The sequence below is a fragment of the Poritiphilus flavus genome (assembly GCF_009901585.1).
In the GTDB taxonomy this organism is placed as follows: domain Bacteria; phylum Bacteroidota; class Bacteroidia; order Flavobacteriales; family Flavobacteriaceae; genus Poritiphilus; species Poritiphilus flavus.
The window spans coordinates 232,193-246,282 of sequence record NZ_WXYO01000003.1; the positions used below are offsets into that span (position 1 = coordinate 232,193).

At 42.2% G+C, this 14,090-nt stretch carries 12 protein-coding genes; 1 reads left to right on the plus strand and 11 read right to left on the minus strand.

Annotated features, from left to right (window positions below; all coding sequences use genetic code 11):
* Positions 1 to 4: 4 nt before the first annotated feature.
* The 4 genes from GTQ38_RS08050 to GTQ38_RS08065 all read right to left on the minus strand — a co-directional run bounded on the left by GTQ38_RS08050 (position 5) and on the right by GTQ38_RS08065 (position 4,283).
* The gene (locus GTQ38_RS08050) at positions 5 to 1,384 is read right to left on the minus strand and encodes a cytochrome ubiquinol oxidase subunit I (RefSeq protein ID WP_161434983.1); all 1,380 of its coding nucleotides are present in this window, start codon (positions 1,382 to 1,384) and stop codon (positions 5 to 7) included.
* A gap of 153 nt (positions 1,385 to 1,537) precedes the next feature.
* The gene (locus GTQ38_RS08055; protein WP_161434984.1) at positions 1,538 to 2,395 is read right to left on the minus strand and encodes a DUF2911 domain-containing protein; all 858 of its coding nucleotides are present in this window, start codon (positions 2,393 to 2,395) and stop codon (positions 1,538 to 1,540) included.
* A 151-nt stretch (positions 2,396 to 2,546) separates the two neighbouring features.
* Positions 2,547 to 3,413: a LytTR family DNA-binding domain-containing protein gene (locus GTQ38_RS08060; protein WP_161434985.1), complete on the minus strand. Its 867-nt coding sequence runs from the start codon at positions 3,411 to 3,413 to the stop codon at positions 2,547 to 2,549.
* A gap of 12 nt (positions 3,414 to 3,425) precedes the next feature.
* Complete coding sequence (locus tag GTQ38_RS08065) at positions 3,426 to 4,283, minus strand: LytTR family DNA-binding domain-containing protein (RefSeq protein ID WP_161434986.1); 858 nt, start codon at positions 4,281 to 4,283, stop codon at positions 3,426 to 3,428.
* 551 nt (positions 4,284 to 4,834) lie between these two features.
* On the opposite strand from GTQ38_RS08065, the gene GTQ38_RS08070 reads away from it, so the two are divergent.
* A complete protein-coding gene (locus GTQ38_RS08070) occupies positions 4,835 to 6,088 on the plus strand; it encodes a mechanosensitive ion channel family protein (RefSeq protein WP_161434987.1) in 1,254 nt (417 codons plus the stop codon).
* Between the two features lie 79 nt (positions 6,089 to 6,167).
* Here the strand turns inward: GTQ38_RS08070 and GTQ38_RS08075 are convergent, their stop codons facing one another.
* The 7 genes from GTQ38_RS08075 to GTQ38_RS08105 all read right to left on the minus strand — a co-directional run bounded on the left by GTQ38_RS08075 (position 6,168) and on the right by GTQ38_RS08105 (position 13,574).
* Positions 6,168 to 7,430, minus strand: a complete 1,263-nt coding sequence (locus GTQ38_RS08075; RefSeq protein ID WP_161434988.1) for a DUF1028 domain-containing protein — start codon at positions 7,428 to 7,430, stop codon at positions 6,168 to 6,170.
* Positions 7,414 to 8,595 carry a flavin monoamine oxidase family protein gene (locus GTQ38_RS08080; protein ID WP_161434989.1) on the minus strand — a complete coding sequence of 394 codons (1,182 nt, stop codon included), beginning with the start codon at positions 8,593 to 8,595 and terminating at the stop codon, positions 7,414 to 7,416. Before GTQ38_RS08080 ends, GTQ38_RS08075 begins: the two co-directional genes overlap by 17 nt.
* Positions 8,582 to 9,160: a hypothetical protein gene (locus tag GTQ38_RS08085; protein WP_161434990.1), complete on the minus strand. Its 579-nt coding sequence runs from the start codon at positions 9,158 to 9,160 to the stop codon at positions 8,582 to 8,584. The genes GTQ38_RS08080 and GTQ38_RS08085 overlap by 14 nt, the downstream gene beginning before the upstream one ends.
* Before the next feature lie 191 nt (positions 9,161 to 9,351).
* On the minus strand, positions 9,352 to 9,972 hold the full coding sequence (locus GTQ38_RS08090) for a hypothetical protein (protein WP_161434991.1): 621 nt from the start codon (positions 9,970 to 9,972) through the stop codon (positions 9,352 to 9,354).
* 165 nt (positions 9,973 to 10,137) lie between these two features.
* On the minus strand, positions 10,138 to 10,689 hold the full coding sequence (locus tag GTQ38_RS08095; protein ID WP_161434992.1) for a hypothetical protein: 552 nt from the start codon (positions 10,687 to 10,689) through the stop codon (positions 10,138 to 10,140).
* Between the two features lie 177 nt (positions 10,690 to 10,866).
* Positions 10,867 to 11,274 (minus strand): DUF6326 family protein, encoded by a 408-nt coding sequence (locus GTQ38_RS08100; RefSeq protein WP_161434993.1) that lies wholly within the window; start codon positions 11,272 to 11,274, stop codon positions 10,867 to 10,869.
* 338 nt (positions 11,275 to 11,612) lie between these two features.
* A complete protein-coding gene (locus GTQ38_RS08105) occupies positions 11,613 to 13,574 on the minus strand; it encodes a DUF3857 domain-containing protein (RefSeq protein ID WP_161434994.1) in 1,962 nt (653 codons plus the stop codon).
* Between the last annotated feature and the right edge of the window lie 516 nt (positions 13,575 to 14,090).

Here is a 14,090-nt window from a genome sequence, read left to right on the forward strand (position 1 = left end):
GCGTTCAATTTCCGGTGACCACTCTTGTGATCTCCTGGGTTAATGGCCTCTGATCAGCTTCACTATCATCATACGGACCTTGTTTGATCTTTTTATTCAGCAAATACACAAAGAGTAGGAATAGTATGGCATAGATCACCATAAACAAGATAAGGGAGAACAATATCTGATTGGCACTTACGGCTTGCGAAAGTGCATCTGATGTCCTCAGTAGCCCATATACCACCCATGGCTGCCGACCCATTTCCGCTGCAAACCAGCCGACCTGGTTGGCGATTTGGGGCAATATGGCGGTAAAGACAAAGATCCACAATAGCCAGCGCCGGTCAAAGAGCTTACCCCTGAACCACAGATAGCAACTGTAGAGCGTAAGCAGGATCAGGAACATACCTATGCTGATCATGATATGATAAAACTGAAAGATCGCATTGAGTTGGCTGGGCCGGTCTTCTTCCGGAAAGGCGTTGAGGCCGGTTACCGGGCTGTCAAAATCATAGTCCAGCAGAAAGGACAGCCCTCCGGGAATTTTAATCCCGCTTACCTCTTGCTTTTCCTTATCCACCCACCCCAAAAGATACATATCTGCCGGAGCAGAGGCGTCAAAATGCCCTTCAAGGGCCGCCAGCTTAGCCGGTTGGTTCTCAGCAACTCCTTCGGCAGAGCTGTGTCCGGTAACCAATTGTCCCAACGAAAAGACTGTGGCAACCACCAGGGTGATCTTAAAGGCTTTTTTCGAGATGTCTACAAAGCGGCCTTTTAGGATATAATAAGCGTGAACACTCAGGATCAGGAAGGCCCCAGCCAAGAATGCCCCCAGCCATACGTGCAGTATACGATCAACACTGGATGGATTGAAGACCATGGCCCAGAAGTCTGTGATCTCCGCTCTGGCCCTTAAACCCTCGCCAACGATATGGTAACCTGCAGGGGTTTGTTGCCAGCTATTGGCCACAACGATCCAGATCGCCGAAAACATGGAACCCAGGAACACCCCTATGGTGGAAACCAGATGAACCCAGGGTTTTACCCGGTTCCATCCAAATAGCAGTACTCCAAGGAAACCGCTTTCCAGGGCGAAGGCAAAGATACCCTCAGCTGCCAGTGCACTGCCGAAGATATCACCCACATATCGGGAGTATACCGCCCAATTCGTGCCGAACTCAAACTCCATAACAATGCCGGTAACAACACCTATTCCGAAAGTGAGCGCGAAGATCTTCGTCCAGAATTTGGCCAGGATGTGGTACTCTTTGTTCCTGGTCCGTATATAAAGACTTTCAAAGACTACCATTACCAGCCCCAGACCAATACTCAAAGGCGGATAGATATAGTGAAAGGCAATGGTGAAGGCGAATTGAACTCGGGCGAGGATCTCAGCATCCATAGATCGCGGATTTTCCACAAATTTACGACACGGAGGACTTTTTTAACCCTAATTAAGCTTACTTTAACCCTGAGTCTCTATGTTAAAATCCTCATATTTATCCACCCGATTTGATAACCGTTACGGACTGTAATTAAAGAAAGTGCCAATTGCCTATAATTCCTTTTGCCATCGCGCAATAAAAGACTCCGTTACCACGGTGAATTGCGGAAATTTCTCCGCCGTAGTATTTGCCGCTTTTATGGCGAGGTCATAATCACCATTAAGCGCGTGTAGGCGGGCTTCAAGAAAATTATTGCCAAAGGTATCTTTGATATCCCGTGAGGCTTTTAGCCAGGCAGGGATCTTATCTACCATCTTTTTGTGATCCAGTGCCCAGGCAGACGCGTCGATGTAGGCCCGATGGTTATTGTTCTCCTCGGCATCTTTAATTTTGTCCGTTACAGCTGCTATAATAGCGTCTTCGCTGGTCTCTATCGAGAGGGTTGCCGAACGATCTCCCCAGGCCAGGTTAAGTTCTCCTTTGTTATAGGAAACATGATCAAAGTAGTAGAGCAGGGATTCTGTCTTGTTATTCCTTTTAACTGTGGGTACGGATACCCTGAGGGCATCAGTACTGCCCTGATAGAAGAAAGCACCGAACTGAAAGCTGTTCTCGTCAAAAATAAAGGTCCACTCCTTTTTCCCGGGCAGGACGAAAAGGGCATACTTCCCGGCTTTCAGAGGTTTTCCATTGATGAGCACATTGTCCGAGACCTCGATGGTGGTGGCAATGTTAGCCCCGGCCCGCCATACTTTATCATAAGGTACCACCGTGCCCCATATTTCACGGTCCCTGGCGTTCGGGCGGTAATACTCAATCGTGATCTTTGTAACACCGATGGTCTGCTGTAGATTGGCGGAAGCGCTGATATGACTCAGGGCATCGAAAGAAGATCTAAAGGCTGCGGCATCCTGACCGTACATCGGATTAAAGATTAGGGTGCAGAATAAAAGGAAGATTTTTTTCATGATCTGTTCATTTTTTTGATTTGACCAAACTTAGGATTTTCCCTAGGTAGGAAGGGATCATAAATGGGCGGAGACCATAAAGGGTATCGAAAAAAAGCATGAATGGCAGTCCATTAAACCTACGGAGCTTTCCGGAAGACCTCGGTAAAGGTTATCCTGCTTGATGTAATTCTTCAGCAGCAAACCATTTCCATAGTTCTTTGCTTTTGTGACGGCTGGTATAAATAGGCCGACCAAATTCCCGGAACTTGCTTTTTAGCAGGATCCTTACCCGGCCGTTGGCTTCATTTTCGAGATGTGCAATGGTATTTCGATTGACGGTGACCTGCCTGCTGACCCGAAAAAAGTCCGTGGCTGTAAGAAATTCTCTTATCTCGTTCAGTGAAGTGTATTGCGTTATATATTTAGTTGCTTCGCTATCCATAACAACCACAACGCCCTGGCTTGAATATATGAGTGCCACCTGATCCTGGGAAAGCCTGAGGATATCTTTTTTGGATTTTATAAAGAGTTCCGGTTCCTGAATAGCTCCGGGTGAATTGATGGTCTGTGGCCCGGGCTGCTGTGCTTTTTGCAGGTAATAAATCCTTGCCAGTATCATTAAAAGGGCTTCGGAACAGGACAGGAAGAAACAGATAATAAGAAAGAAAGTAAAACTCTGAAATGAGTGGTATTCCGTGAAGACCGTTGTCGCGAAAAGATAAACCAAAGTACAAACCAGTCCCGAGGAAGCGGCCACACCACAGATTTGTAAAATGACCCTTTCGCGAAGCTTTGTACTGAAAGGATAAGAAGCTTCCAGTTTCCTGTAAATAAAGGAATTGCTCATCAAAATAAACAATCCGGAGGTACTAAGGATCAAAAACGCTTCTATCGGAAATCGGTACCCGGATTCCAGAAAAACCATACCGAAAAGGTTGAGGTAGTGTGCCGCAATAAGGGATAAAAGCAGTACGGAAGAAACCCGGAATCCCAGGGTTCTGGCATTTTTGACCGAAACTGCAGTAGCTATGAACATAAAGCGGATTCTTTATTTATGAGCTTTCGGAGGGAGTTCAGGGCTGAGATACCATCTCTTGAAAAGTACGCTTTTGTAACGGCTTACATTCAATCCTTCGGAGCTTTCATTGCCCTGATAAGGCTTTTCAAGCAACACTTTCAACTTTCTATTGTTATCCTTTTTAATGGACTTAATTACCTTTCTGTTGATATAGTACTGTCTGTTGATCTTAAAAAACTCAGTAGAGGGCAGTTGCTCTTCAATTTCACTGAGAGAACCAAAGTTGGTGGTGTATTCTTTGAGGTTTTGATCCAATATGGTGACTACCCCGTTTTTAGAGCGCAAATAAGCCAGTTCTCCAGCCTCAAATTCCAGTGTTTTCTCCCCGTGTTCTACCAAAATCTTATTGACTTCTCCCTTGTGTTTAAAGTTCTTTTCCCTACTTTTTTGATACATACTGTAGAAATCTTTGGCGGTGATCAGTACATCCTCGAACAAGGCAATACCTATGCACATCAGTATATACAAGAAAAAAGAAGGTGGATGGAAAGTCCTTCCGATCAGCAATACATTGATGCCGATAAAAAGCACTGAAAACATAATCGCGGTACCGGCAGCACTGAGGGCGAACTGTCGCAAAATGATTTGCCTTAAACTCATGCTGCCCAGATAGGAGTCTTTAAGCCTGCGATAAATAAAAGCGTTCAACTCACAGATAAACAATCCAAAGATCAGTACGATCGCAAAAGATTGCAATGGAAACTCGTACCCATCAGAAAAGGGTAGTTTTCGATAACTTAAATAATGGGTAATAAAGAAAGCCAGGCTTATCATGCTGAAATAGCGGATAAAAACAATAGATTTCATTTTAGATCCAAGTGTCCTCATGAGTGCTTCCTTAACTACTTTACAAATATGAATTTGCCCTTTTTCATCAAAAAATCAAAGCGAGCCCTATAAGAATTGTAAAAGATTTAACATGTCGGTCAATTAGCGGTTTTAAGGGCTGTATTTCAGCCAAAACCCATAAGGATCAGGTCAATCCATTCATTGCTTTTTATGGTACCTCTCATTGAAATTTCTACGAATTGATAGCGGAAAATAACATGCTTATCGTAAAATTATCCGTGTTGCCAAGGTTCTGCGAGACAGGTAACGGAAGCATGCTTTACTGAAGCAGACAGAGGCTAAGAAGTAAAAGATACAATTATTCATGAGTGGAGAATTCTCTCCGTATTTAGTTGCTGAATCCCGGGGTTGAGGTTTGACGTTGTTCCACAGCGCTTTCCACTTCTCCGGGCTTAGGTGATTCCGATTCGCTCAACCAAATTCTGAAGTCCAGGAGCTTTCACAGCTAACCCAAAAAGGATCCGAACTCCCTAAAAAGATAGTCACTTTTCGTACCTTGCGCCTTCAATACTTAGACTTCAAAAAGGCTTATGGAACAGTGGTTGGGGCATCTGTTATACGATTACTTCATAAAGCACGGCATGGTAGAGGAGTGGGCAAGAGCTCTGAATATGGCGGCCTTGCTTGTGCTGGTAGTGGTGTTGGCCATTCTGCTCGATTTTATTAGCTGGAAGATACTCAGAGGCCTGTCCGTTGGCCTGGCCCGAAGGACAAAGACCAATTTTGACAATTTTCTGGTGACCAACAAGGTTCCCAGATACCTGGCTCATATCATTCCTTTACTACTGGTATGGGAGTTTTTGCCGGTGATCTTTATAGATTACGAGTATCTCCAGAATATTGCGATCAAAGTAGTGCAGATCATTTCCATAGTATTGATACTGCAGATCGTCAAGAATTCCCTGCGAAGCCTTAATGATTACCTGAAAACGCTTCCTCGTTTCAGGGATAAACCCATTGACAGCTATATACAGGTCTTTATGATCTTCGCCTGGGTTATCGGTATACTTACTGTATTTGCCGTGATCACGGAGACCACTATCTGGAAGTTCTTTACAGCCCTGGGTGCTGCCTCAGCCATAATCCTTCTGATCTTCAGGGATACCATTCTTGGTTTTGTCGCGAGTATACAGGTGAGTATCAATGATATGGTTCGAATAGGGGATTGGATCACCTTTGATAAATACGGGGCAGACGGTGATGTTATTGAGATCAATCTGGCTACGGTAAAAGTGCAGAATTTCGATAAGACCATTACTACCATCCCGACCTATGCGCTGATTTCTGATTCCTTTAAAAACTGGAGAGGGATGCAGGAGTCCGGAGGCAGGCGAATTAAAAGGGCGCTGATCATTAGGCAAAACAGTATTCGTTTTTTTACTCCTGAGGATGTTGAAAGCTTAAAAAAGATCCAGCTGATCCGTAATTACCTGGACGACCGAAGTACTAAAATTGATGCTTATAATCAGGAGAATGAGATAGACAAGACGCTGCCTGTAAACGGCCGAAACCTTACCAATATTGGCGTATTCAGAAAGTATGTAGAGAATTACCTGAAAAACCATTCCGCTTTGAATAAGGATATGATCATGATGAGTAGGCAGTTAAACCCAACCTCTCAGGGTATCCCACTGGAGATCTATGCTTTTAGTGCAGACAAAAGATGGCAGAACTACGAATACATCATGGCGGATATTTTTGACCACCTGCTGGCAGCCGTACCCTATTTTGGGTTGGAACTTTTTGAATTGCCGTCAAACCTTGGGACGGGCAGGGAATCCTAGTTCAATGTTTAGGTCCAGAAAGAAATTCCACTTAGATATCGCACTTCTTATTTAAAAAACCAGGAAGTCAAGCTTGTACCTATTCAGACTGTATTTTATCTAACAAGTTCCGGGCCTCAATGTTTTCTGCATCCATTTTCAAGGCGATTTCCAGGTATTTGATAGCATTGGATTCCTCCTTTTCGTAATAATAGCTCCTGCCGAGTAGGAAATACAAATAAGAGGATTCTTTTTGCTTAGCGATAAGCTCCTTTGCAAGGGTTATCAGTTCCGTTTCCCGCCCTAAATTGCTCAACATGCCCAGAGCACTCTCCCAGTCTTTTATACTGAAAGTTTCCGGATCTATGAGGGATTTTAGCTCGGAATGGCCCTTTAAAAGGTAGAAGGAGGGGAGATATACCGTAAAATCCCGGTTTTCCTTAAGTCCACGTTTAATCCATTGTACGGCCGAATACTCATTTCCCATGAGCATATGGACTCTGGCAATTCTCGGATACATCCCTGTCCAACCCTGTAACATGCTTTCCGCTTCTTCCAGCTTTTGCTTTGCCCTTTTTGGGTTTCCTGCTCTCCAGGCGTAGTTGGCCTGATTCAATCGGATCCTGCCGTAGTGATAGTCCACCAGGGTTTTTAACTCTTCGAATGGCTTTTTGGAGTTATCTACTCTCAGGTCTATCTGGTTAAACCATTCGTTATCCAATCCTTTTACGACCAGGGCGGCAGACTGTTTACCTGAAAGCTGTCCACCTGCTTTTTGACCGGACAGGAGACTTTTCAGTAGTCGTTGGGCCAGGGTTCCCCGAGCGGTTTCAAAGGTAGTGGCCATGTTGTCAAGCACACTGTCCGCCAATTGATTTCCGAGGACAACATATTGGGAACCCACAAGCTCACCAGCCATACCATTCCAGTATTTGAGGGATTTTCCGGTAAAGGCGAAAACATTGCCATTTGCATCTATTCCCGCGACCTGGCGATAGTTGGCCTCTTCATCCTTGTTTTTTACTTCCAGTATAGCCTCCTCTATGGACTTACCTTCTCTGAGCATTCTGAAACCTTCAAGAGCGTATCTGGGTTCCGTTTCAGCGATTACGGAGAATGCCCCCAGGCCGGGTTCAATATACACGGTAGAATTCCCAACGTAGATATTGTTAGTGGCCACGGCAACTCCCCATTCTCTGGCGTTTTCATCGTAAGCCAGGACAGCAAAGGTGGCATTGATATTTTTATCTGACACAAGGCTTGGCAAATTCTGTCCAAGACTGGAAAATGTGGCTGATAAAAACAAAAGCTTAATTGCAATACAAAGGTCCTTCATCCGGAAGTTTTCATTTAACAATTTCATCAGCAGCGGTTTTGGCGGATTGTGCCGCAGCATGCACAGCAACCCAATCCTCTCCATCGGTATAGGGGCCTCCTGCAAAATAGACCTTATCGGCCACGGATTTACCCAGGGTCCTAACCCTTCTCCAATTCTCGTGGTCCGTTAAATAAGCGGCTTTAATAAAAGGTTCCTCATTCCAGTTTTGGACGATATGTTTCAGGTAGCTGCTGCTGGCTTTGCTGTCGTATATTTCATCCAGCTCATTGAGCATAAATTCCCTAAGTGCATCACCGGAAAGTGATATGTAGTCTTGTGCCGGCTTGCCAACGACAAACAATCCAAGTATATTTTTTTCGGTATCCTGACCGTAAGAAGCGTCATAATAGAGTTTTTGACCCTCGGTTTCCGGATTGATCACAAAGGAGGTGGTAGTGTGATAAAACTTCTCAGAGAATTCCATAAAAGCCTTAAAACCGTCCCAAATGACGGCTTTTGTAATAGCTTCCGACTTGTCTGATGGTAATTCAGGTTGGAATTTGATATCCCCGTCCTGAAGGACTTTCAGCGGAACCGAAATTACCACCTTATCAGCCTGATAGTCGCCCGCTGAGGTATTGAGGATCACCTGATCTCCGGAATAATCGACAGACCTGACAATGGTTTTGTATGAGATCTTGTCTGATACGGAAGGGATGATATATTTCTCAAAAAAATCTAACCAGCCGGAATTGACGAACTTTCGATCGCTATCCACCAATTTGGATACTTCAAGCCTGCCATTTTCCCAAACACCGACGGTATCTTTAGTCCTGTCGTAACCTACGGTTTCCACATCTACCGGAACGGAGCTATTATTTACGATTTTTTTAAAGACTTTAGGGTTGGTATGCAGCCACTCAGCGCCTAGTGGAATGGGAAAGTCGGCAAAATCATTGACGGTTTTCATTCTTCCCCCATAAGTCTCGCTGGCCTCCAGTATTTCAAAATCAATACCGTACTGACCTAGAAAATACGCGGTGGCAAGTCCTCCCGCACCTGCTCCAATAATGATCACTTTCCCGGAAAAATCAGTTCTAAAGTTGTTGTTTGGTTTACTTTTTCCGTCGGTGCTGAAGGAGGCCTGTAAGGGTAAACTTAAACCCATAATACCACACATTTTGATGAACTCTTCTCTAGTCATCTCCATTGCTCGATTTGAACAGTGCTATCGCCTTTAAATAATTCATGGCTCCTTGCATGGTCTGGTCCGTAAGGAAGCCGTTCAATTCTGGGTGGTTTTCCTCAATAAAACTGAGAAGATCCACCCGGTTTTTAGTCCACCTGGCTTCGTTGAACACCACATATTCGGTAATTGCGACACTTTCTATCTTTCCCTCCTGGATTCGCACTTCCTCCCTGGTAATGATGGGTTCTTCATTGAGGAATAGGGAACGGATCCCGGCTTTAGAGACCTTTAGCTTGATCAGCCCATCATTCTCTGCTATTTCCAGAATTTGATATTCCGGATGAAATACGGAATCCCAACGAATAAATTCCCGGTATTCCCGCTTTGAAAACACTTTTACATATTCCAGTTCCCTGCTAGAAAAGCTATCCGCGATAAGAGGGGATAGCTTATTGAAGTTGGATTCGTCCAGGGCCTGGTAGTAGTTTTTTACAATTTCAATATGGTCTGTTCCTTTTTTTGTGTCTTTGCAGGATATGAATCCCGTTAAAAGCAACAGGGTGAGGAAGAAAATTTTCTTTTTCATTTAGATTGTGTCTGAGAGGCCTAAAATACGGAAAAAGAGGGATGCGATGGAAGGGATTATGCGAAGAAAGCAGACAGGGTGACGCGCTACGCTTTTGGATATTTGGATGGACAGGATTCCTGATGATCTGGTTGCTCACCCGTCGAACAGCCTTAGGCCCGGTTTTAGATGTGGTCGCAGCGTGTTTTGGCTTAGTTACTACGGCAAATAAAATCCAACTCCAATTCCGACAAAGTTGTTTGTTTATGCTGGAGATACATAATTGTAGCAATAAGAGGCATGTCTTTGTAAAAATAATCGAGATACTTGATCATTTCTCCTTTGCGATTCTGTAAATTCCGCGTCGATAGAATAAAAGTTAATTTATCCGCCAAGAGATCATCAGTCACTAGATTTAATATTTGATTTCGGTAGTTTTCAGTTTTATCTATGAATTCGAAACCAATTGAACTATATTCTGTTTCTTCAAAGAAGTAGTTATTGATTAGATCTTTGCGGGATAATTCTCCAGCATATTCCAGGCGCTTCTCAAAATCTATCCCGTTCATGAGCTCATCGATTGTCTGACTTAGAAAATTTTGATAATCAATAGTGAGACTATCGTAAATCTTATGAGATTTATTAATGTAAGTAGAGTCATTTTGTAATCGTTTATTTATTTGCTGTCTTAGGAATGAATTGTAGGCTTCTAATTCTTCAGTAAGTAAACCATAGGTAGCATATTTGTTGTTTTCTTCTAAGCCTTTACTTTGTTTAACATTGCATGCGAGGATTATTGATAGCATCAGAAGGGATATTGGGACTTTGCTCATAGGATGGTTTTATAATTACTATTGACGGCCCTGACTTTGATTTAGCTGATTGCGGGTATTTCACGCTTAAGGCCTTTTTGTTTTAAATCTAAGAACAATTTTGAAGATGTTAATGCAGATTTCTAAATTCTAGCCGTTGTCTTGCAGCGTCTTCAATCCATTTTTTCAATCTATTTTGGCAGGTGTTGATTGGTCGGAACGTATTTTCCATTTTTCACCGTAAACGCTTTTATAGATGATTTCAATAAGAGCTCTCTCTGAACCGTCATTTGTGGTTTGACCGGTTTTGAACGAAAATTTAAAAATATTGCCGATTATGATCTGTGAAGTGGAATCGGTGACCTTTTCAAAAGTCGTAATCCCTTCGTTTGCCGGTATTATCCTACCAGGGTACAATTTGTCAAAATAAGTTACTTCTGTCCTGGCCGGCGTTTTTGAAAGAAACTCGTAGGGGTCCATATTTAGAGTCTGTCCGTCTTCAATGATGCTTATCTTCTCAAGAAATGCAGGGCCTAAACCTTTATTTGACACCCAAATTGATTCGTTGAGCCTATCATTTTTCTTCTTGGTACTATATCCAATTTCCAAACTTGGCATGACTGATGCCCTTTGGTGCCTACGGGTAAGACTTGTTTGATAGAATATCATCAATAAGGTAAAAATACTTACAATGATGGCACTTACGCTTACAATTCTATCAGCACTTATTTTTTTCATACTTCCATCTCAGTTTTTCGAATGCAGCACTACGGTTCTGGTTGTGGTTTTGGCAAAACAGTGAGCCATTTAGCCAAATCGTATTCGAATTGTTTTAAATCTAAGAAGAAATTTTGAGGTTGGTAATTGTGCACGCTGAGTTATAGCGTTTGTTAGTTGCTTTTTATGAGTTCAAACCTAATTAATTTCTATTGGCCAGCCCCATGCCAGCTTTACAATTGTCAAAGAAATTATGGCCTCTAGGGCAGCATAAAACACATAGAAGCTATACCATGCAGTAATCGAAGAACTTCCAACCAGTACAACGGTTATAGTCAACAAAATACCAAAGACTATGTTTAACCATCTGCAAATTTTTGGTTTTAGAAAGACATTTGCGGAAATCATTATCGCGGGTATTGCTAATGAAACCGACGCCAAAAACAGTTTGGCAGGAGAATCAAGTATTTGAATGCCATTGGATAGATTACTTACTTTATCCGGTACATAAAGCTCAAAATAGTCGCCATATATGTACAGGAACATCAATGAAGTCCACAAAGCAGCAAGTTTAATTCGGATGTTTATTTTCGGATTTTCAGACATTTTAAATTCGGTTGTTTGGCAATTGCATGTAGTCTTATAGACGTTAAACAAAGCGCAATCGTTGCCTGGGAAATTTGAAGTGGTGGCGATCACCGGGTATTGGCCATATGGAAAGTTTCGAAATTGTTTCTGCCAACACTCATCGGATTAGGTCCAACCCGATCAACTTTTTTATCTGGGGGCTCGCTTCGCTCGTTTGACCCAGTCCTTACGTACTGCAAATGCCCAATCTGGTAACGTCAGGTGTTATATTTTGACATTAGGATGAAATGTCCAAACCATATCGTTTTGGACCATTTTATATGATTATATATTCCAGAAATCGGGGAATGTTTTTATTATGCCTTTTTGAGTACAATCAACGAATTATTCTGGGCTTCGACGGCCTTTTTGAAAAGTTCTCTTAGGACCCCATAATCTTCTTTTTCAAAGTACGATTTTGCGAAGCTCAACTCAAAGTTTAAGGTAATTTGTTTATTATCATCCGCCGTATAAAACCTTAAATTGGCCAGATCTTCACCTAACTTGATAAAGTTCTTTTGAGGCAATTCAAGTACCTTAAATCCATCAGGAATTTTAATATTTATCTGGTACTTGAAATTTTGCGGATACCCAAAATCTATTGGATATTCTCTGTTCTCCTCCAAAAAAGGATTCCCCTTAAAAAACTGGAATGCGAATGGATTTAGGTATATCAGATCTCGCGTTGATTGTATATCCCTTTGAACATTAATGCGCTCAGTAACGCTTTTTTCAGTAGTCTTTTTCTCCTGTTCGGTATAACTTAGAACTTCAACGCCTTGAAGCATCGTTTGGGAAAGGTAATTCAAGTATTCTTCATCCTCTATTTTCTCCTTTAATTCAAAATGGTCGACGGCATGATGACCACTTTTCGTAATTTCCATAAGACAATTGCTGCTTGCGGTCTCCAGGTCAATTTCAAGCAGTCCTCTGACATGATATTTGTTTTCTGAATGGGGTACAATCTCTTGCCAGTAACTCCCTTTTTTAAAGTCCATTACTCTGCCGTAATGATTAAGCGCTCTGAAAGGGAGAATACCAAATGGGTGATGTTTATTTGTCGCGTCTAAAAGATACTCCTGACCATCAATTTCGACTTTAGCAAGTACATAGTTAAAATCAGACATGGTAGGATAGGTTTTTTTAGGAAGTCCCATATTTCTGGTTGACGTCAGCATTAAATTTACCTTGATATCGGCAGCATTCAGGAGATTGATAAGTGACATATTAATTTCTGCAACATTGCCTTTTTGATCATCAAAGGCTTCCTTTAATTTAGATTGCCCATATATTCCATAACCTCCATTCCAGGTGTAGTGATCTCTTACGAAGTTATAAATGTTCTTTGCCTTGATAAGCTGGTTCTTCTCTTTTAACAGGTGATTAGGAATCTTACGCCCAAAGAATCCCTTATAACGTAATTGTTTACCAAGGCTTTTGTCCGTTTTGAATTGATAATCTACGTCCTCCCAACTGGTAGAGTATTTATATTTTTTGCTTTTGCCCTTTACTCGGGAAAGCTCAAACTCTAACCTTGAAATATAATTTGCAGCACCAAGCATATATTCATTGCTGGTGTCGAACGCTGGAATGTTCTCCATCGCATATTGAAGATTTTCACATAAGAAAATATATGTGTTGCCCATTGCATGAAAGCATTCCTCCATTTTTATTTCGTTCGAACACAATTCCAGGTCCCCTATCAATGTTCTGTTGTAGTCAAAATTATAAGGAATACTAGCGTTGAATTCGCTATATAATTTGGGGATAGTGCTTTGAAATAGCCATCCCTCAAGATTTGAGAAAAAGGGGCTTATCAATACATATTTGTATTCTAGAATACTTCCCACCTGGATATTGGGGAAAGTGAATTTGATCTCTACGACACCGGCTTGACTATTAGATGGGTATATTTTGTCCTCTTTGAGTTCGGTTTTTAACCCGTTATTGTGTGTAGTGGCTTTTAGTTCAATAATATCTTCATGGATATCCTGAGTTCCAAGTAATGGAATTGAAATGTTCCCATAGGGAAAACCATTCTCTTTAAGAATCTTAATTTTCGTGTGGTACTCTTTTACAAGAAACTGCCTGTTATCCTTGGTAATAAAGAAGAATTCTCCCCTTTCGTATAGCACTACGGCCGGAGAATCTGGATCTTCTTCAAAGACTTCAAAACTCTTGTCATTTTCGGTGAGGGTACCAAATTTTTCAATTCCTTGAGCCTGAATAACACAATGGATTAAGACAAAAACAATCAGAAGAGGTGATTTGTAAAGCATAAGTAATTAGGGAATTGAGAGTCAAAATTATTTGCATTGAGGTTTCAACAACTCGATTTACTTTTGAATTGACCGTAAGGAAGTCTGATCCTAAATAACAGCTTCACAAAGAAAGTCAATTCCATCTTAATAAAGGCACAATGAACTTTAGATCAGTACAGAGAACGTAGCCGGTTTTGGTTTTATTACATATCATTTGCTGGCCCGCCCGATCAACTGCGTTCGGTCGGGGATTCGCTTTGCTCATCTAATCCAGCGATCCCACACTGCGAATGCAAAATCTGGTTGTCACTGGGACTATCTGGGGTTGACTCGCTTCGCTCGTCTGACCCAGCCGTCACGTACTGCAGATGCAAAACCCGGCAACCTCTGGTTGCCTGGCTTTTTGTTTTGTCGAAATCCTCGTGCAAGCACGGCACTTCTCCAAAACAAAAACCTCTGCAATTTTGCAGAGGTTTTGCGCTTGATCGTGACCTGACTGCCCGCCCGGATGACCTCCGGTCGGACGGGGGGCTC

Excerpts from the sequence above, each read along its gene's own strand:
- GTQ38_RS08085 (WP_161434990.1), bottom strand. The coding sequence starts at position 9,160 with ATGAAAAAGAAAATTTTCTTCCTCACCCTGTTGCTTTTAACGGGATTC.
- GTQ38_RS08055 (WP_161434984.1), bottom strand. The coding sequence starts at position 2,395 with ATGAAAAAAATCTTCCTTTTATTCTGCACCCTAATCTTTAATCCGATG.
- GTQ38_RS08065 (WP_161434986.1), bottom strand. The coding sequence starts at position 4,283 with ATGAGGACACTTGGATCTAAAATGAAATCTATTGTTTTTATCCGCTAT.
- GTQ38_RS08075 (WP_161434988.1), bottom strand. The coding sequence starts at position 7,430 with ATGAAATTGTTAAATGAAAACTTCCGGATGAAGGACCTTTGTATTGCA.
- GTQ38_RS08090 (WP_161434991.1), bottom strand. The coding sequence starts at position 9,972 with ATGAGCAAAGTCCCAATATCCCTTCTGATGCTATCAATAATCCTCGCA.
- GTQ38_RS08070 (WP_161434987.1), top strand. The coding sequence starts at position 4,835 with ATGGAACAGTGGTTGGGGCATCTGTTATACGATTACTTCATAAAGCAC.
- GTQ38_RS08050 (WP_161434983.1), bottom strand. The coding sequence starts at position 1,384 with ATGGATGCTGAGATCCTCGCCCGAGTTCAATTCGCCTTCACCATTGCC.
- GTQ38_RS08105 (WP_161434994.1), bottom strand. The coding sequence starts at position 13,574 with ATGCTTTACAAATCACCTCTTCTGATTGTTTTTGTCTTAATCCATTGT.
- GTQ38_RS08080 (WP_161434989.1), bottom strand. The coding sequence starts at position 8,595 with ATGGAGATGACTAGAGAAGAGTTCATCAAAATGTGTGGTATTATGGGT.
- GTQ38_RS08060 (WP_161434985.1), bottom strand. The coding sequence starts at position 3,413 with ATGTTCATAGCTACTGCAGTTTCGGTCAAAAATGCCAGAACCCTGGGA.
- GTQ38_RS08095 (WP_161434992.1), bottom strand. The coding sequence starts at position 10,689 with ATGAAAAAAATAAGTGCTGATAGAATTGTAAGCGTAAGTGCCATCATT.
- GTQ38_RS08100 (WP_161434993.1), bottom strand. The coding sequence starts at position 11,274 with ATGTCTGAAAATCCGAAAATAAACATCCGAATTAAACTTGCTGCTTTG.